This is a genomic window from Flavobacterium sp. LC2016-01, from assembly GCF_009711135.1.
Classification (GTDB): Bacteria; Bacteroidota; Bacteroidia; order Flavobacteriales; family Flavobacteriaceae; genus Flavobacterium.
Window position 1 is genome coordinate 241,717 of record NZ_WMIC01000003.1, and the last position, 18,191, is coordinate 259,907.

Below are 18,191 nucleotides of genomic sequence, written 5' to 3' on the forward strand. Positions count from 1 at the left end.
TGAAAATTCGTGAAATTCGTGGCCAAAAAACACTATTTAAAACTATTCTAAGATTAATTTAATGGTATCTTAAGACAGCTTAAGCAAGCGTAAACATTCTGGTAAATATCTTTGTCTCATGAAAAATATGATACGCAAAATATACCTTCCACTTCTCTTATTCATTATAAGCCAATTTTCCTTTGCTCAAAAAACTGCAGCTATAAAAGGAAATATCACTGACGGAAAACTTCCTGTAGAATTTGTTGATGTTGTTTTAAAAAGAGCCAGCGATTCGACCAAAATAGCCAATTATGCTGTGACCGATGTTATGGGGAATTTTGCTTTAGAAAATGTTCCTTCTGGCGATTATCAGCTTCAATTTAAATTAATAGGTTTTAAAACTATTTCTCAAAAAATAAAAGTTTCTGAGAGTCCAATTTCTATTGGAACCATCAAATTGCAAAACGACACTAATTTACTGAATGACGTTGTTGTAAAATCTCAGAAAAAACAAATTCAGAAAACCAACGAGGGTTTTATTTTTAATGCTGTTTCGAATATTTCACAATCTGGCGGAACTGCAACCGATATGTTGAAAAGTATTCCGACAGTTGCTGTTGATGCTGAAGGCGGTATTACGCTAAGAGGAAAATCGCCTATGATTTTAATTAATGGAAAAAATTCGGCGATTACTAATATGGATCAGATTGCGGCAAGCAGTATTGAAAGCATTGAAATCATCAGTAATCCGACAGCGAAATATGATGCTAATGCAGAAAGCGGGATCATTAATATTAAACTGAAGAAAAACAATCAAAGCGGTTTAAACGGAGCTGTTGTTTTAGGAGGCGGTTTTGGCGCAAAAGGCAGAATGAACAGCTCGGTTCTTTTAAATAATAAGACCGAAAAATGGAATATTGGTTTGGGATATGATAATCGTTTTGCGGGAAGAACCAAAAAAATAAATTCCGATAGAACCAATTATTTTATTGATGATGAACATTATATTCATCAAAATAGAAATGACGAACGTACGGAAGGTTTACAGAACTTGAAATTTAATGTTGATTATGCTCCAAATGACAAAAATACCTTTTCGTTTGAAGCTTTAGGAAACATCGAAACTCAAGATAACGACGAAACTTTGTACACACAGATAAACACCAGCACTAATGCATTTTTCTCAAATAACAAAAGACATTCTTTAGAACTGGAACGTTCAAAAGTTGGGGAATTGTCTTTTAATTATGACCGAAAATTTTCTGACGAACGAAAAAGCTTGAATACATCAATAACCTCATCATTCGGGAAACACAAAGAAAACACGGATATTGATACTTATAATTATGATGAATATCAGCAGCAGATTGGTGAAGCCAAATTACAGCGCACGCACAATTACGAGAACCAAAATATCTCTAATGCAATTGTAAATTACGCTTTTCCTGTTTCAGAAAAATCATTTGTAGAAACGGGCTATAAAGGAACATTCCGCTTTTTTAATTCTGATTTTGAAAGTGCCGATTTAGTTAATGGCGATTATGTTGTAAATCCCATAGCCAGTAATAGCTTTGAATTTAATGAACAAATAAATGCTGTTTATGGAATGCTGAATTCTTTTATCGGCGAAAGCGAAAATCCAAAATGGAAATACAATTTAGGTTTGCGTGCAGAAAATGTTTCCAACACTGGAGCAACTCAAAACAACAGCGATCGCTTTAGTAATAATTATTTGAAATTCTTTCCATCGGCTTCATTGCAATTGAATTTAAAAGCAGATGAATTTGTCAAACTTGGCTACAGCAAACGTATCAACCGTCCCGATTTAGACGATTTGAATCCGTTTATTGATATTACAGATGCGCTTAATCCGCATGGTGGAAATCCTTATTTGAAACCTGAGATTATTCATATTGCCGAAATGAGTTATAATAAAGATTGGAAAAACTATTCGTTATCAGCCAATGCTTTTTACAGAAACACGACTGATGCGATCAGACAATATGCAGAATTACAAGATAATGGCGTAATTTTTCTTCAGCCAAGAAATATTGGAAGTACTGTTACTTATGGTTTGGAAACTATTTTCAGCCTTAAACCCATTGGTTTTTATGATGCCAATATCAGTTTAACAGCTTTTCAGCAAAATATCAATGCATCAAATCTGGGAGAAGATGTTGTAAATAATGCTTTTAGCTGGTACGGAAAAATCATTAATAATTTTGTACCGTGGAAAGGCGGAAAACTTCAGATTATTGGGAATTATAATTCAGCTTTGGCGACAACTCAAGGAAAAAGAATTCCAATCTATAATGTTGATATGGGATTTCAGCAAAAACTCGGAAAAGGAAATGCCCGCTTAGGATTGGTTGTAACCGATATGTTTAATACGCTCGAAAGCGGTTATAAAAACAATACCGCATTGTTCAGCAATAACAGAACCAATAAATCAGACACGCGCGCTTTGATGATCACATTTGCTTACACTTTCAAATCTGATTTTAAAGAGAAACTGCTAGAAAATCAGTTTTCGACAGAATAATAATTCGTAAAATAAAAATCTGATAATTTTTTCATTCTTGTAATTGGGATTTATTTTTTCTATGGAAATTTAAAGTATATTCGCCTTGAAAATCTGCCGCTGATTTTCCCTAAAGACCAAAAACATTTAAACCCTACTATAGAATGAAATCTGTACACGTATTGCTTATTGCCTTATTTTTTGTTGTTGCGAAATCTTATTCGCAAGCTGAAGTAAACACAATCACTCATAATTCTAAAGAGCGCTATATTACAACCACAATCGGTTTTCCGGTTCCGGGAACTTATGCACCAATTGGCCAAAAAGGACCTATTACACAATTAAATCCAGATGGAACAGGATTTATTCAAGCAGATGATTTGAGTAAAAACAAAATCAACTGGGGAATCGAATGTACAGAAGAGGGAATTCCGGTTTTCAAGGAAGGATTCAACAGTAAATCATACACTTTTTGGTACAGACCGAATGACAGCAACGAATGGTCTTATTCTCAATTCTCCATTCATTTTGCGAAGAAAAAAATGTTTCTGATGGGAGAAAGAGTCAAAGAATATGAAGATTTTAACGTGCAATAATCTCCAAAAAAAATACTATTTTTTTTAATTAGATAATTTGTAATTTTTTCGAAAATTTACTACAAAAAAGAAAACGTTTTCGTTGATTTTTAATAGTCCCTATAAATTTTCCCATAAAATTCCACAAAATTAAAAATTATACCTATTTTTTATTTAATTTGCGATAAAATTCAATATATTAAACATGGTTTCAATCACACGCCTTTTTGATTTTCCCTATTATCAACAAGAAACTTATAACCTTCCGGTTGCTTTAGCAACAAAAAAAAACGGAGTCTGGGAAAAAACATCTAGCCAGGAATATATTGCAAAAGCAAATGCTGTTTCAAGAGCATTATTGCGCATGGGCATTCAGAAAGATGATAAAATTGCCTTAATTACATCAAACAACCGTACCGAATGGAATATAATGGATATTGGTGTTCTGCAGACAGGCGCGCAGACCGTTCCAATTTACCCGACTATTTCTGAAGAGGATTACGAGTATATATTAAATCACAGCGGCAGTATGTACTGTTTTGTTTCTGATGATGAAGTGCTTCAAAAAGTACGACTAATTCAAGCAAATGTGCCTACGTTAAAAGAAGTATATTCTTTTAATGAAATTCCAGAATGCAAACACTGGAGCGATTTACTTATTTTAGGAGAAGACGAAAGCAATCAAAATGAAGTTGAAGCTAGAAAAGACAGTATAAAAACGGACGATCTTGCTACAATTATTTATACTTCTGGAACAACCGGAAGACCAAAAGGCGTTATGCTTTCGCACAAAAATATTGTTTCAAATGTTTTAGACAGCGCGCCTAGAATCCCGTTTGATCCAGGAAAAAGCACGGCGTTGAGCTTCTTGCCTATCTGCCATATTTTTGAAAGAATGATCTTGTACATTTATCAATATTATGGAGTTTCGGTTTATTTTGGAGAATCAATTGACAAAATCAGTGACAACTTAAAAGAAGTTCGTCCAACTGTAATTACAGCTGTACCAAGGCTTTTAGAGAAAGTTTACGATAAAATTTATGCAAAAGGAACTGAATTAACCGGCATCAAGAAAAAACTGTTTTTCTGGGCTATTGATTTAGGTTTAAAATACGAACCGTATGGAGCAAATGGTTTCTGGTACGAATTTCAATTAAAAATTGCCCGCAAACTTATTTTCAGCAAATGGAAAGAAGGTTTGGGTGGAAATTTAGATTTGATGGTTTCTGGAAGTGCCGCTTTACAGCCACGTTTGACTAGAGTTTTTGCTGCTGCAGAAATTCCAGTTATGGAAGGTTACGGATTATCTGAAACTTCTCCGGTAATTGCGGTAAACGATCAAAGAAACAGAGGTTTCAAAATTGGAACTGTTGGAAAAGTAATTCGCAACGTAGAAGTTAAAATTGCTGAAGACGGAGAAATCCTTTGTAAAGGACCAAACGTAATGTTAGGTTATTTTAAAGACGAAGAAAAAACGGCTGAAGCTTTACAAGATGGCTATTTCCATACAGGAGATATTGGAGAAATCGACAGTGAAGGTTTCTTAAAAATCACCGACCGTAAAAAAGAAATGTTCAAAACTTCAGGAGGTAAATATATTGCACCACAAATCATTGAAAATGCCATGAAACAATCACGTTTTATTGAGCAGATTATGGTAATTGGTGATGGTGAAAAAATGCCTGGTGCTTTTATTCAGCCAAATTTTGAATTCGTAAAAGAATGGGCAAAAATCCATAAAATTACTTTAGGAAGTACAGATGCAGCAATAAGCGAAAATCCAGATGTAATCAAACGAATTGACGAAGAAGTTGAAGGTATCAATGAGAAATTTGGAAACTGGGAAAAAATCAAGCGTTTTGAGTTAACTCCAGATGTTTGGTCTATCGACGGCGGACAGCTTACTCCTACTCTAAAATTAAAACGTAAAATCATTAAAGAAATTTATAAAGATCTTTACGCTAAAATCTATGGTCATAATTAAAATTCCAAAATAATTAACCAAAGGAAAAGGCTGTCTTTATTTAGACAGCCTTTTTTTATTTTCTTGCTTTTAGTTTATACTTCATAATATCCTTAAGCATCGATTTATTGTTTTCATTAAAAGCAATCAATTCTGATGCGATGTCAGGTTTAACACTAATCTTGTCAGCCACGATTTCGTAAGCAATGTTTTTAGTGAGTTCTTCTAAATTCTCATGTTTCTTATACTCATGTTTCATGGCCTGCAAAAACAGCTCAGAATTTTCTGCCGACACCTCTGTTTCATAAATTGAAGTTATAGCCCCCGATAATTTCTCTGTCGATTCTATATTTACAAAATAGTTATTCAGGCAATTAAACGCATCTTTATTGCTTTTCCAGCCTGTCAGCAGTACTTCTTGTGCTGCGTTTACATTTCTGATTTTATCTTTGTAAATAAATGACGCTTTCACATATTGGTTATTCGTTTTATACCCCTCTATTACTTTACCATAATACTTGTCAGCCTCTAGTTTGTCTTTTAGAATGGTATACAAATCGCCAACTTTCTCATCTTGATTAAGTTCGCGATATAGTTCAATCGCTTGCTTATAAACATGTCCTTTTTCGTAACACTCAGCTGCTTTGTTTTTGTTATTGCAATATTTAAGATGAACAGCCGCAGCTTCGCTGAACAACTCACCTTCCTCAAGAACATCAGCTGCTTTATAATGATTTTTGAGCAGTTTCATATACACATGCGCCGCCTTTGTATAATCTTTTCTTTCTTTAAATTCCGTGGCCATTTTTTCATATCGATTTTGTATAGTGGCAAAACGCTCAGAATCTATCAAGGCCGAACCTCCTCCTGATGCCGATGGCTGACGTGGTGGCGAATAACTCCCAGAAGAACTGGAAGAACTATTATTAATAAGCGCTAGTGCGATTATTAAACCAATTGCAAACACAATAACAATCAAAGCAAGAGATGAATTGGTTCCGACATTAGTATTAGTGAAATCACAACTTTTAAGATTAAACAGCATAACCAGCACAAAAATTATCTTAAAGACAATTATAAAAGGCTTGCCATCAAATCCAGATTCATTTATTGTATTTCTTCTTCCTCCTGAAAAAGAACCACCGCCAGAGAATCCAGAACCATTTCCTTCAAAAGAAAATTTTCCATCAAATCCTCCTCTTGCAGTTCCTAATGTATCCAGAGGAATAGCCAGTTTTAAAGCCATTTCAGGGTTTTCATCAAGAAACGCCAAAAACTTATCCATTTCCTTTTGATTCCCTTTCATTAACTCCTCCATATCAAATGGCAATTCATCGGGCATATCTTCTTGTGAAAATGGTTTTTCTAGCGCTTCCAGAATATCTTCCGTATTTGCTTCGTAACGCAATGATGCTATATATTGCGGAATATGAACTGTTTTTGAAGGTTCGATTATATCAATTTCTTTAAAAACTGGTGCTTCTAGTAAATCGATCCACGAAACTTCTTCTTTTAATTCTACCAATCCAATATCCGGATGCATGAAATGATAATGCTCTGAAAACAAATTGTGCCACTCAGCCTTTGTTAGCTGAGGGGTCACAATTGTATTTTCGGGAATAAATAATTTGTTTTCTATCAATTGACAGAAATAATTCCTTCCAATACGATCTGCTTTAATGCTATTCTGATCCAAAACCAATAAACATCCAAATAGCTCGTTTGCATTTGCTCCTGGAACTGGAAAAGCTTTGACCAAATGGAACGCTAATCCAATATTCTGAATTTCCTGAAGCCATACTTTTGGCAATCCACTTTTTATAAAGACACCTCCTTTGGGAAATGTGTTTTTAGAATTTATTCTAAGTTTAAGTTCCATGCTGTCTTACATTTTGTATAAATGGATCTACATATTTTTCCAGAAAGTCTTTTTCTTTTATATTTTCCAGAAAAGAATCTGTTATAAAATAATCATTACCGGAATATTCACTTTCTGAAGCCATAATGGTTCTTCCGTTTGCAATGAAAGGAATATAAAATTTAGGAATTTCCTCTTTACCGCTTTCAAATATTAAAATCCCGTCCTTATTGGTTACTCTGCTTCCGTCTGGAGATTCAAAAAACAAGGTTTCAATGTAACAAACTGCACTAGCTCTTTCAATTATTCTCTTTAAATTTTCGGCTTCCTGTCTTGTTACATTGTTTAAAATAATGCCAAGCTCATCATCTACAACACTTTTACATTCAACTAAAGATTTATCTGTATTCTGTTTTATGATATGAACAAGATCAATAGTTGATGCTCCTCCTTTATTTTTCAAAATAAGATTTACCTTTTCATCAAATCGTATGGTTTCTTGTCTCAAATCGTTAGGATTATAGTAACTTGTTTTAGAAAATTCTAAGTGAGTGAAGTTAAACCCATTGATTTCGATATGATTATTTACAATTGACATTCCTTTTAGTTTTTTTATGACGCTGTATTTGAATTTACTGTTCATAAAATCTCTAACAAAAGAATTTTGTTTTATGCTATAGGTCGAAAAAGCATCATTAATCAAATTACTGAACTCAGACTTCATTTTTATTAAATCATCATCGACACGCCAATAGCTTGCACCATCAGTTAAATAAAACTCACTCTTATGTCCAAACACATTAACCTTTAAATCATTAAAATCTTCATTAGAAACCGCATTACTCTTTAACTCCTGTTTATCAATATTATAAATACTAATTTTTGGAGTCGAATCGCTTACGTAACACAACAGAAATCTCTCGCCTTTGCCATTGGTTTTTATAGCAAACTCTCCTTTGTCGAAAGGAAGATTTGAAGCTACTTTTTTAAACCCTTTGTTGAACTCATTACTAACAAACCAGAATAAATTTCCATTCAAATACGTATAAAAATCAGAACCATAATAAAAGATATTCTGATAACTTCTTTCTACCGGAAACAAAAGCGGAATATTATCTAAGTCTGTTTCTGAATAGTTACGACGCGGCAAATCTCCTTTTTCTTTTTTCCACAGTTCATCTAGCGGCATTATAATATGCTGCAGCATTTTTCTCCCTTTGTTCTGATTTTTATAAACTTTGATGCCTTCCATCTCCGTTTCAAAAACATACTTAATCTCAGTGTAATAAGTACTTATCACATTTTTCATTGATGCCAGTTTCAAACTATCTTCTGCAGAAAAAAGAAATACTTCCTGATTTTTACTGCTGATTTTATTTTGCCGAAAAAATGATTCAAGTCCTTGCGAACAATCCAGTTTGCCGCTAAGTTCACTCAAGGCCTGAATTACATCATGAACGTTATCTAACGGAACTTCCTTAAAATCCTGACCTGCTATAAAAACTCTGCATTTAATGTCGGTTTTAGGATGTCTTGCAATCGCGATCGCCGAAGCAAAAGACAGAATCTTAGGATTTCCCCAATTTTTTAATGAGCTGTCGATAATCAAAATACGTTCGAATTTATCTGCTTCCGGCGGTACTTCTCTTTGAATGTAAAGTGCTTCGTTGTTAGCAATTCTGGACATAAAAACATCATCATCGTAAGCAAATTCAGAAATGACCAATTTGTCAAAATCACCTTTGTTTGTCAAATCCGAGATTCCTCCCAAAGGCTGTTCACTCGGATGATTGTGGTGCAACGGGATATGAAGTCCCGACCAAAGCCGTTTGATAAGACTTCCTACGTGAAAGGTACGATCATCATTTATAAGCTGCTCGACAAAAGTGGCTGTATCACTAAGGTTTTCCTCTTCTAAAATTTCCTCTTTCAGCTTATCCTTTAAATCCTCATGCGGATTATCCTCCATGGCATACAAAATCGACTGCACTGTTGGAAATCTCTTTTTAAGCAGAGCCAATGTTCTGAAATCTTTTATAAAATTGGCATCATTAAAAGGATCTTTTACGCCTGCACGCACCAAATGATGCCTATAATCTTTGTATTCGTCCAGAATCTTTTTTGCTTTTTCGGAAGAAATTCTGTTATGACATCCGTCAAAAATAGTTTGAAACATTTTCAGTCTTTTCTCGCCCATCTTGTATTCATCAGGCAAAGCCGAAAGTTGTCTCATAAAACCAATACTTGCACCTAATCTAAACGAATGTTCTATAGGAAAAGATTTGATTATTTCTTTGTCTTGTGCCCAATTCTGAATTCTGTCAATGGTTTCTTCGCTATCATGATTAGTGGCTGTAATGGCTAATAAAAGAGTTCCGAATGGTGGAAAATTAGTATCAGAAAGCGCTTCTAAAATTTCAAATACAAATTTCTCATAACCGATAGTTTGCCCATTCGGAATTGTGATAGTCTCAAATACACTATCTGGAGAAAATATTTGATTTTCCCATTCCCAAAAATAGTCTGTGAATGATTGAAAGTATCTTTGAAATTCCATTTTTATTTTATGAAAAAGTTAAGCGAAATGAACTAATTGATAGTGGTTTAATATTTTGTTTGGGAATAGACGAATAACTGTTATCCTTATTCCAGAGTATTAGGTTTTTATCAAAAGGATTTAATTTATCCTTAAGTGTTTGTGTCAAAACAGGCCATTCAAAATCATATCCTGAAGGCACTAGAAAATCATTTTTTAACCAATAGGTATCTCCTTTCAACGGCAATAAAGGCTTTCCAATAATCAATGCTTTGTTATTGATTACAACCCATTGTAAAGGTTCAAGTCGAAATTTTGGTGCTGATTCAATATATGCTTTCAATTCCTGATATTGTGCAAGTAAAGCATATGCTTCTTTGACATCTTCTGATTGTTTTAATGCAATATCAAGTGTCTGATCTATACCAAAAAAGTTATGATTGAAATTGGGCAATGAAACGGGTAAACCTCTCAAAACCGGCGACCATAGCAAACCCGAAGGCAGTTTTTTGGCCGGCAGCTGTTTTCCTTTTTCAAACAATAAATTTTCTTTTAACTCGTATATTTTGGCATACGGAATTTGAAGAATCTCAGAAGAGTTTATTTGCTCGGCTGAGAATTCTTTTATCCAGATTGTATTGATTTCAAAAGCTATTTTCAGATTTTCCCAATGGCGCACTGCTCCCAGAAAATCTTTATGTTCTTTATTAATTTCTAGAAAGTACATATTAAATAGTTTGCAGAATTTTTTGCCACAAAGATTCTATATGTTCCTGAATGTATTTTTTCTTTTCTGCGTCTTTGATCCAGTCGCAACGGGTTTGCATATATCTTAATTTATCTTTGATCACATTTTGTTCTTCAAAAGAAAGGCTTTCATCCTGCCATTTTTCAATTAGATAATTTACTTCTTTCATCACGCTTTCAGCATCCGGCGTTTTATTGTACATCGCTTGAGGATGCGCTTCTGTAGAAGTATCTTTTTCGATAATTTTATTAATGATTCCTTCCAGAATTTCAATTTGCTCTTCGTTATCCCAAATATATTTTAAAACCCAGAAATCTGATACAATCGATTCTTTTCTTCCGCACATTAGTGCACTTGCAGCAATAAGATTCTGAAGCTTTACCGCACGTCGGTCAGAGACTTTTATTCCGGTATTTCGAAGGCTATGGATAATATCCACATATTCGTTTCGTGTCGCGCTCAAATCTACCTGACGGCAAAGCTTTTGCAATTCGCGAACCTCATCGGCCGAAATTGTCGGCACTTCTTCAGTCACAGAACTTTCCAGTTTCCAACCGGCAAGCAATACCTGATGCAGTAAATCCGGTTCTACGTAATCACATTTTATACGAATCAGGAAACGGTCAAGCAAAGCATTTAGCGATTCGTCTTCTGGCATAAGGTTACTCGCGCCAACAAACATCAATGCCGGCAATTTTTTAGTTTCCTTACCGCGACGAAAGATTTTTTCGTTAAGTGCCATAAGCAAACTATTCAAGATAGCCGAATTGGCATTAAAAATCTCATCCAGAAAAACCATCGAAGCTTCGGGCATCATTCCGTCAGTATTGGTAATCAATTCTCCTTCTTTCAGTTTTCGAATATCAAAAGGTCCAAAGATCTCATTAGGTTCGGTAAAACGGGTTAACAAATATTCGAAATTTTTATCACCATCGATTCCTTTAGAAAGCGATCTGACAATTGCACTTTTTGCAGTTCCTGGAGGTCCAAGCAAAAAAGCATTTTCTCGTGCAAGCAGTCCAATTCCTAACAGATCGATGATTTCATTTTTTCCAACAAAAGTTTCCTTGATATGTTTTAAAACGGCATTTAATTTAGTTGTAGGATTCATTACTTTACTTCTATTTTTTATTCTTTTAAATGTTTTAAAGTTGTGCCCAGAAAAGTTTTTGATAATCTCCAAAACCTATCTCCAGTTGTTTTTTTATAAAATCAGATTGGGCCCATTTTATAGATTTTCTTTGTACGATTCGGTCAATATAAAGCTGCAGCAAGCAATCATTTGCCGCAACTGCATCAAAATTTATGTTTTCCGTATCCAGATCAGATCCAATGGCCGAATAATGAAATTGGATTAAATGTTTTTCTAAAATATCTATGACCAAATCTTCCGGATCTATTTTCCTAATTTCCGCAATAATCTGAGGCAAAAAACGAAGACAGAGATCTGCCGAAATAATAGCCGAAGCGTCCACTGCACCAATATAAAAAGATAAAAGTTCCTTTACATCTTTCATTTTATGTTCTCTATGCAATAAGAGTTGTGTAGCTAAATATACCATTCTGGCCGCCCATAAAGCAGCTCCTGAATTAAAATTAGGCGCTATTCCCGGGTATTCTAAAACTTCTTTTTCATATTCTGTTTCCAGAAACAAAGCAGCTTCCGTTTCCTCCGTTTGAGCAATTGTAATTAGCTTATCATACAAAATAACCTGTTCTATGGTTCTGAGATGATAAATGGTATCCAAAAAAGGCGTTTTTATTTTCTCCATCTTATTAAATTATGCCTTTTTAAATCGGACTATTCTTTAAAGTGAATAATTCTCCGTCTCATACGAAAAATTGTACACGAACAAATATATTATTAAATCTGAACCTTTGTTCAAATATTACTTTTAGCTTTTGCAATTGTTTTTAACAAAAAAGTAAAACTACAGCTATAAATAACTGCAGTTTCCTTCCAGAGCTATCAACAATGCTTTTTGACAATTGTAATCAACAAATTAAATTCTAATTTTTAAGACACCAATGCAAAATCTTAGCGATGTTTTTAGCATCGTCAATGCCGCGGTGATGGGTTCCTTCAAGCGGAATATTCAGCATTTGCAAAGCACCATTCATTCCAGTTGGTTTTTGCAGACCAAACTTTTCAGCAAAATGAGTTTTCACATTAATATGTTCTTCTCCCATCGGATACGGAATTCCAAATGATTTACATTGCTTTTTCAGCATATTTAAATCGTACTGACCGTAACTTGCCCACGTATATAAATCGGGATTGTAATTGTCGATTAACTGATTAACAGCTTCTTCAAAAAGAACGCCATTTTTATCCAATAAATCTTGAGTAATGGTTGTCAGTTCTGTACAAAACGGACTCACGTTCGAACGCTGGGGTTTTATCAAAATTCCCTGATTCTTTGTAATTTCTCCCGTTTCTGTATCTAAAACCGCCAAACCTATTTCAATGATTTCATTTTCCTGGCCCTGCGGGACCGCGCTTTGCCAGCATGTGGCTTCTAAATCGATAATAATAATTTTATCTGTAGTTTTCATTTTTTTTAATTTTTAATAATTGTGTTTAATTTTTTTAACCGCTAGAGGCACTAAGATTTTACGCAAAGAACCTCTAAGATTAGTTTCACGCAGATTGAGCAGATTTAAGCAGATTTTTTTATAATCCATCTAGTCTTATAATCTGTGGCTAAAAAGCTTTCTGCCTTAACGCCTCTGTGGTAAAAGACTTAGAAAAACATGCTTTTAAAATCTAGAAAAAAACTTCTTTTCTTAGACTTTTTCTCTTGCTTTTCCTTTTTTGTTTTAGAATTTTCGTAAAACTTTTTGAAAGGACGAGGCTCAAAATCAACCAAAATCGCCGCCATATTTATAGCATCAATATTTGATGGATCTGTTTCTCCTTTAAAGAAAGTCTCGATAGGTCTAAACTTATCTTTCGTTTCCTTAAACTTATTTTTTTTGGTATGATCGAAATCTAAACCCAATAGATTACTGAAAACATTCAAATCATCCTTCGTTGGATTGTTTTCGAAAATAAGCCAGCAAAAATCACGAAGTTTTCCACGAGAAGGTTTGTACAAATAATCAAAGTATTTGCCTTCTTTTTCTATCTCGTATTTTTTTCTAATTGCGTTTTTATATTGTTTTAATGTATTGTTGTTCATGGTATTTTTCTTTGCAATTCTTGGGAACCTCTGGAAATCGTAAGACTTCTGGGAAACCAATATCTGCAAAGCTTAAAATGCCAATGCTTTTCGGGAGAAGTATCTCCTAAATGATATAAGTTTCTCTCAATCTTACCTTTTCATTCCATTCGTTAATGAGTTCTAAATGATTTCCTTTACTCGAGGCAAACGGAAACTCACCACACTCAACTATAGTTGTACAACCAAAATGCTGGTCACACGCAAATCCTATTTCTTGATTCATCCTTAAATTTTTATTGTTAAACTAAAACCATCAGCGTTTCCATTGATGGCTTTTCTCTATTTTACGAAGATTTCTTTCAATTGACCAATTACGTTTCCACCTCCAGAAATGGTGATTTCACCAATTTTATCTGCGATTTTTTCAACGTATTCCATCTCTTTCAGCTTCCACAACATTTCGTTTTCTTCCATCAGTTTTGCTGTGTTTAGCAAACTTCTTGTTGCAGCAGTTTCTTCTCTTCTCATAATGCTGTTGGCCTGCGCTTTTTTCTCGGCAACCAAAACCTGATTCATGATTTCTTTCATATCGCCTGGAAGAATTACATCTCTTATTCCGGCATCAGAAATATTCAAACCCAAATCTTTGATTTTACTTTTTGCTTCTTCTAAAATAGCTTCTGCAATAGCATCTTTTTTGCTCAATAATTCATCTAAAGTCAATCCGCCTACAAAAGCTCTTAGAGCCAATTGCATGGCAACATACAACTGTTTTTCAAAATCTTTGTTTTCGACCAAAGCTTTCATAATATCAACAACTTGGTATCTCACAAAAAAGTTGATTCTCAATCCTGCTTTATCTTTAGTCAACAATTCCTGTCCAGAAATTTCTAGTTGCTGTTGTCTTGTATCAACCGTTTTAACTTCGATTGTAATCGCGTTATTCCAAAAGTAATGCGTTCCAGATTTCAACTCTTTTACAAAAGTTCCGTTCACAAACAGCAATGCTTTGTCATTACTTGCTACAATAAATTTTCGAACAAAATACTTTAATTGATTATGCTCTAATAAGTTTACAGGAACATCTTCTGTGATTTCAATTTTAGACAGATCTGCTTTTTTGAATTCGTTTTTCACAATTCCTTTCCAGAAAGGATGTCTTCCTGAAGTCAGCGTTCCTTTAAAATTTCCGTTTATAAAATGCAAAACAATCTCGTTATCGGCAACCTCAACAACGTCTAACATTGAGGCCAAAACTTCATTCTGCAATAAAATATTCAATTCGAAAGGTGCATTAAAGACCCCATTCAGATCATAAATCAATGCATTTTTGTTTCCAAAAACCCAGTGCAAACCTTCTTGTAATACTTTTACTAATTTTCTGTTTTCGAAAAGCAAACCCACTTGGTATGCTTCGATTTTGATTCTCTTAATCATAATATTTTTTTGTTTCAAGTTTTCTTTGTTTCAAGTTTCAAGTTTGAAACAGCCGAAAATCTTTGTTCTATTTTCTATTCTCTATTTTCTTTTCTCTATTTTCTTTCTTCTAAATAAAAAAACTTCCTTGCCTTTCTCCTCCGAGAAAAACGGATGAAGAGTTTGTAATTTGTTTACCCGAATTGTTTGCGATTCTATTTTATTGAGATGATCCCCAAATCATCTTAACAATCAAATCGGAAAGAAAGCAGGTATTTCAAAAAACGTTGCTTTTCGCACTGGCTTTATCGTGAGTGTGAAGGTTCAGATTCTAGAATCCTAATTTCACTGACAAAGACAAATCAGTTTTTTTCCTGGTACATCTTTTAAAGAGTGATGCGCTCTGGAATTACAGATTGTAAGCCTGTAGTTGATTAGCCGCTCATCCAACCGAAATTAATCGGTGCAGGATTCGAACCTGCGTTGACTTCTATTGCTCTACCAACTGAGCTATTGCATTGCTGCAAATGGGAGTCGAACCCATGACACATAGATGGAGATCATTTTTTGGAAAACAATCAAAAACCTCCAAACCAAGTTGCATAGAAAAACATAATTCGCTTTCGCGGAAAGTTCTCTACAATGGTGCTATACAGAAACACGCAACTGGACTTGTTTGATATTTTTAATCAAAGCCTAAACTTTGATGTATTTCAGTTTATAAAAGAACTTGTTTTATTTCTTGAACAAAGATTTCAAAACCACTGCGCAGTTATTCTGCGCAGTGTATTTTTTTTAATTGATCCATTCTATTACCGTCGATAAATAGACTTGTCTAACCTCTTCAAATCGGGTTATATTCGGAATATGATTTACTTCTAATAAATATTTAGAACCATCTTTTGCGACGATATAATCATTTCCAATCATGTCCATCTGCAAAGCATTTTTAATGTAAAGCGTGTCTTCTAATAAATCCTGATCAACAGGCATAAAATTGGCATTATCAGGATGAATTGATTTTAACCAATCGTCACCTTCCAGTTTTATTTGCCAATACGTATCACCAATCATCATAATACGAACGGCATCGCCTTCAAAATAAGGTTCAATGGTTGCGGTAAATTCGCTCTCCCATTCTCCATTAAAACGATGTTTATTCTCACCGCAATGCCAATTTCCCCATTTTGCAATCGTATCTTCAGTTGTGTTGACAGAAGCGCCCGCGCTAATAAATCCGCGTGGAGCACTAAATTTTGAAAGCGATAAAGCTTTTACCAGACAAGGAATCTTAAAACGGCAGTCCAGCATCGCAGAAGCCTTTGGATAACAATCGCCATTCCAGATCGCAAGACCTGCAATAAAATCAAAGTCATTGTCATAAATTCCGTAATAGACCACTTTATCTACAGGTAACATTCCAATTCCATTCGATTTTTCCATATAGAGAACCTCATCTTTTACTACAATTTTCGGTATCGATTGATGCCAGATAATATGTCCTGAATACTGAGCTTTTATGCTATCATATTCTTCCTGTTCAATTCCAACAAGGGCTATTCGGTTGTATTTTTGTTTCATCGTATTTAATTTTAGTGTTACTTGTATTTACTTTTAAACAACTTCTAGTTTTAGGCGTTTAATTCCAAAATCAGATTTTCTTAATTTGCACATTCTTTCGTCTGAAATATGATGGAAAACAATTCCTTCAATATCATTTTCTGATAAGAAAATTTTCAAATCATCAAAATCAAAACTTAAAGAATCAATTACTTCAGAACCGTGTTTAACTAAAGTATGCTTTTCTAAGTTTTCAGGATTTCCTTGAACTTTTGGTCCGCATAATTCGTATGTTCCATCTATTTTCAATTCTAAACTATCAAAACCTTCAAAGAAATGTTTATCCTCCGATTTTGTGCGATCACATTTTACCCAATGTGGATGATGCCCCGTAATTAAATCAGCTTCCTGACATGGAATCGCATTCGCTGGAATCGAACGTCCTTTTTTGGCATCGAATCGTTTGAATAATTCTCCGTCAATAATAGCTACCGATGTACCATCAAATTTTCTGGTTGCAATCGCTTCACCGTTCATTACCCATGCATTTTCTGCATTTAACTTATTTACTACTCTCGCTAAATTGTTTGGATCTTTAGCGAATAATGTGCTTATCTTTTTCATTTCTTAATGTTTTTAATTCAACCAGAATTGAGTTTAAACAAAATCAATTCTTTTATTTGTACAGGAAGAGAGACTCGAACTCTCAAAAAACTGATTCTAAGTCAGCCGCGTCTACCAATTGCGCCATTCCTGCATTTAATTAACCTCAGGTTTCGACCTGAAATTTGTGGAAATAGTAGGATTCGAACCTACTCAGTCAAAAGACAACGGTTTTACAGACCGACCTAACTCTCCAGCGTTAGCGTATTTCCATTTGTCTGGGAAACAGGACTCGAACCTGCAACCTCCTGCATCCAAAGCAGGTAAACAGCCAATCGTTATCTTCCCAGTTTTTTTAAAGGTTCTAAGATTCTAAGGTTCTGAGGGACTAAGATTTTTAAACCTTTACAACTCTGTCCCTACAAACCTCAGCACCTTAGCATCTCAGAACCTCAGCACCTTAAAAAAGAGCCAGTTCCTTCTAGAGAACGAGTGATTTTGGAAGGATTTGAACCTTCGACCCTCTGCTTCGTAGGCAGACGCTCTATCCAACTGAGCTACAAAATCAGTATTTTTTGGGCATAAAAAAAGCACCCGATTAAAGGTGCTTTATAAATTCAACGGGATACGACTATCCTATTGCCTGTATTGATGCACCTGTGTTGTTAAACGTCCAAGATCGAAACTCGGGTTTAGCAGTTGTTTGTTATATATGTTGTTATGTAAGGCCATTTTATATGTTGTATTATATTTTGAAATTGTTATTGTTATTTGAATTTCTGTTTTCAGATTTTCTTCGGCAAAGATAAAGTCGAAAAAATCAATTATCCAAATCTTTTTTAAGATTATTTTTCTGACTATCAATTAGTTACACATAAAATTAAAACAAAGAAATTCCTGTCCGCAAACTGGTGCAGATTCCTTTTTGTATCAAATGACTGTCTCTCATCAGATTACTTTTCAAGATTATATTTCGCTATTTGGTTTATGCATTAAACATTTGGTCAATTATTTTTTTAATTATTTTTAGTTATGGTTTGATTTTCTATCATTTTTAAACATCTTTTTGTCACACTGAGCGCTTTTTTTGTCATGTTGAGCGAAGTCGAAACACTCGCAAACTATTATAAAACAAAAAAAGCGTCCCGAACTAAGGACGCTTTTATATTTTATGTTGAGTTGAACTCTAAATTTTACATTTCAATTTCATAAAAATACATATAGCATCCTGAGCTTTTAGCCGGAAAATCTCCTGCTAAGCGTTC

The 18,191-nt window shown here is 34.3% G+C and carries 13 protein-coding genes and 5 tRNA genes; 3 read left to right on the plus strand and 15 right to left on the minus strand.

Features of this window, described 5'->3' with window-relative positions; translation table 11 throughout:
• The first annotated feature begins 127 nt into the window (after nt 1-127).
• The 3 genes from GKZ88_RS08075 (at nt 128) to GKZ88_RS08085 (ending at nt 5,062) form a co-directional block, all read left to right on the plus strand.
• Nucleotides 128-2,524 (plus strand): outer membrane beta-barrel family protein, encoded by a 2,397-nt coding sequence (locus GKZ88_RS08075; protein ID WP_230392482.1) that lies wholly within the window; start codon nt 128-130, stop codon nt 2,522-2,524.
• Between the two features lie 143 nt (nt 2,525-2,667).
• Entirely contained in the window at nt 2,668-3,099 is a 432-nt protein-coding gene (locus GKZ88_RS08080) for a hypothetical protein (RefSeq protein ID WP_155101874.1), read from the plus strand.
• Nucleotides 3,100-3,283: 184 nt separating this feature from the next.
• Nucleotides 3,284-5,062, plus strand: coding sequence for an AMP-dependent synthetase/ligase (locus GKZ88_RS08085; RefSeq protein WP_155101875.1), 1,779 nt, complete (start codon nt 3,284-3,286; stop codon nt 5,060-5,062).
• Nucleotides 5,063-5,117: 55 nt separating this feature from the next.
• On the opposite strand, the gene GKZ88_RS08090 is transcribed toward GKZ88_RS08085, so the two are convergent.
• The 15 genes from GKZ88_RS08090 to GKZ88_RS08160 all read right to left on the minus strand — a co-directional run bounded on the left by GKZ88_RS08090 (nt 5,118) and on the right by GKZ88_RS08160 (nt 17,493).
• A complete protein-coding gene (locus GKZ88_RS08090; protein ID WP_155101876.1) occupies nt 5,118-6,920 on the minus strand; it encodes a hypothetical protein in 1,803 nt (600 codons plus the stop codon).
• Nucleotides 6,910-9,456: a ribosomal protein L7/L12 gene (locus GKZ88_RS08095; protein ID WP_155101877.1), complete on the minus strand. Its 2,547-nt coding sequence runs from the start codon at nt 9,454-9,456 to the stop codon at nt 6,910-6,912. The genes GKZ88_RS08090 and GKZ88_RS08095 overlap by 11 nt, the downstream gene beginning before the upstream one ends.
• A 7-nt stretch (nt 9,457-9,463) precedes the next feature.
• Nucleotides 9,464-10,162, minus strand: a complete 699-nt coding sequence (locus tag GKZ88_RS08100; RefSeq protein WP_155101878.1) for a hypothetical protein — start codon at nt 10,160-10,162, stop codon at nt 9,464-9,466.
• Nucleotide 10,163: 1 nt separating this feature from the next.
• On the minus strand, nt 10,164-11,294 hold the full coding sequence (locus tag GKZ88_RS08105; RefSeq protein ID WP_155101879.1) for an AAA family ATPase: 1,131 nt from the start codon (nt 11,292-11,294) through the stop codon (nt 10,164-10,166).
• A gap of 34 nt (nt 11,295-11,328) precedes the next feature.
• Nucleotides 11,329-11,955 (minus strand): hypothetical protein, encoded by a 627-nt coding sequence (locus tag GKZ88_RS08110; RefSeq protein ID WP_155101880.1) that lies wholly within the window; start codon nt 11,953-11,955, stop codon nt 11,329-11,331.
• Nucleotides 11,956-12,193: 238 nt separating this feature from the next.
• Nucleotides 12,194-12,739 carry a 3'-5' exonuclease gene (locus tag GKZ88_RS08115; RefSeq protein ID WP_155101881.1) on the minus strand — a complete coding sequence of 182 codons (546 nt, stop codon included), beginning with the start codon at nt 12,737-12,739 and terminating at the stop codon, nt 12,194-12,196.
• 188 nt (nt 12,740-12,927) lie between these two features.
• Nucleotides 12,928-13,365, minus strand: a complete 438-nt coding sequence (locus tag GKZ88_RS08120; protein ID WP_155101882.1) for a hypothetical protein — start codon at nt 13,363-13,365, stop codon at nt 12,928-12,930.
• 321 nt (nt 13,366-13,686) lie between these two features.
• The gene (locus GKZ88_RS08125) at nt 13,687-14,784 is read right to left on the minus strand and encodes a slipin family protein (RefSeq protein WP_155101883.1); all 1,098 of its coding nucleotides are present in this window, start codon (nt 14,782-14,784) and stop codon (nt 13,687-13,689) included.
• A 436-nt stretch (nt 14,785-15,220) separates the two neighbouring features.
• Nucleotides 15,221-15,278, minus strand: a tRNA-Ser gene (locus GKZ88_RS08130).
• A 280-nt stretch (nt 15,279-15,558) separates the two neighbouring features.
• The gene (locus tag GKZ88_RS08135; RefSeq protein ID WP_155101884.1) at nt 15,559-16,344 is read right to left on the minus strand and encodes a hypothetical protein; all 786 of its coding nucleotides are present in this window, start codon (nt 16,342-16,344) and stop codon (nt 15,559-15,561) included.
• 33 nt (nt 16,345-16,377) lie between these two features.
• Nucleotides 16,378-16,947, minus strand: coding sequence for a hypothetical protein (locus tag GKZ88_RS08140; protein WP_155101885.1), 570 nt, complete (start codon nt 16,945-16,947; stop codon nt 16,378-16,380).
• Between the two features lie 59 nt (nt 16,948-17,006).
• Nucleotides 17,007-17,080, minus strand: a tRNA-Leu gene (locus tag GKZ88_RS08145).
• 34 nt (nt 17,081-17,114) lie between these two features.
• Nucleotides 17,115-17,198, minus strand: a tRNA-Tyr gene (locus GKZ88_RS08150).
• 5 nt (nt 17,199-17,203) lie between these two features.
• Nucleotides 17,204-17,276 (minus strand) — tRNA-Pro (locus GKZ88_RS08155).
• A 143-nt stretch (nt 17,277-17,419) separates the two neighbouring features.
• Nucleotides 17,420-17,493: transfer RNA gene (locus tag GKZ88_RS08160), tRNA-Arg, on the minus strand.
• Between the last annotated feature and the right edge of the window lie 698 nt (nt 17,494-18,191).

Coding starts and splice junctions, on each gene's coding strand:
- GKZ88_RS08075 (WP_230392482.1), top strand. CDS start 128: ATGATACGCAAAATATACCTTCCACTTCTCTTATTCATTATAAGCCAA.
- GKZ88_RS08080 (WP_155101874.1), top strand. CDS start 2,668: ATGAAATCTGTACACGTATTGCTTATTGCCTTATTTTTTGTTGTTGCG.
- GKZ88_RS08085 (WP_155101875.1), top strand. CDS start 3,284: ATGGTTTCAATCACACGCCTTTTTGATTTTCCCTATTATCAACAAGAA.
- GKZ88_RS08090 (WP_155101876.1), bottom strand. CDS start 6,920: ATGGAACTTAAACTTAGAATAAATTCTAAAAACACATTTCCCAAAGGA.
- GKZ88_RS08095 (WP_155101877.1), bottom strand. CDS start 9,456: ATGGAATTTCAAAGATACTTTCAATCATTCACAGACTATTTTTGGGAA.
- GKZ88_RS08100 (WP_155101878.1), bottom strand. CDS start 10,162: ATGTACTTTCTAGAAATTAATAAAGAACATAAAGATTTTCTGGGAGCA.
- GKZ88_RS08105 (WP_155101879.1), bottom strand. CDS start 11,294: ATGAATCCTACAACTAAATTAAATGCCGTTTTAAAACATATCAAGGAA.
- GKZ88_RS08110 (WP_155101880.1), bottom strand. CDS start 11,955: ATGGAGAAAATAAAAACGCCTTTTTTGGATACCATTTATCATCTCAGA.
- GKZ88_RS08115 (WP_155101881.1), bottom strand. CDS start 12,739: ATGAAAACTACAGATAAAATTATTATTATCGATTTAGAAGCCACATGC.
- GKZ88_RS08120 (WP_155101882.1), bottom strand. CDS start 13,365: ATGAACAACAATACATTAAAACAATATAAAAACGCAATTAGAAAAAAA.
- GKZ88_RS08125 (WP_155101883.1), bottom strand. CDS start 14,784: ATGATTAAGAGAATCAAAATCGAAGCATACCAAGTGGGTTTGCTTTTC.
- GKZ88_RS08135 (WP_155101884.1), bottom strand. CDS start 16,344: ATGAAACAAAAATACAACCGAATAGCCCTTGTTGGAATTGAACAGGAA.
- GKZ88_RS08140 (WP_155101885.1), bottom strand. CDS start 16,947: ATGAAAAAGATAAGCACATTATTCGCTAAAGATCCAAACAATTTAGCG.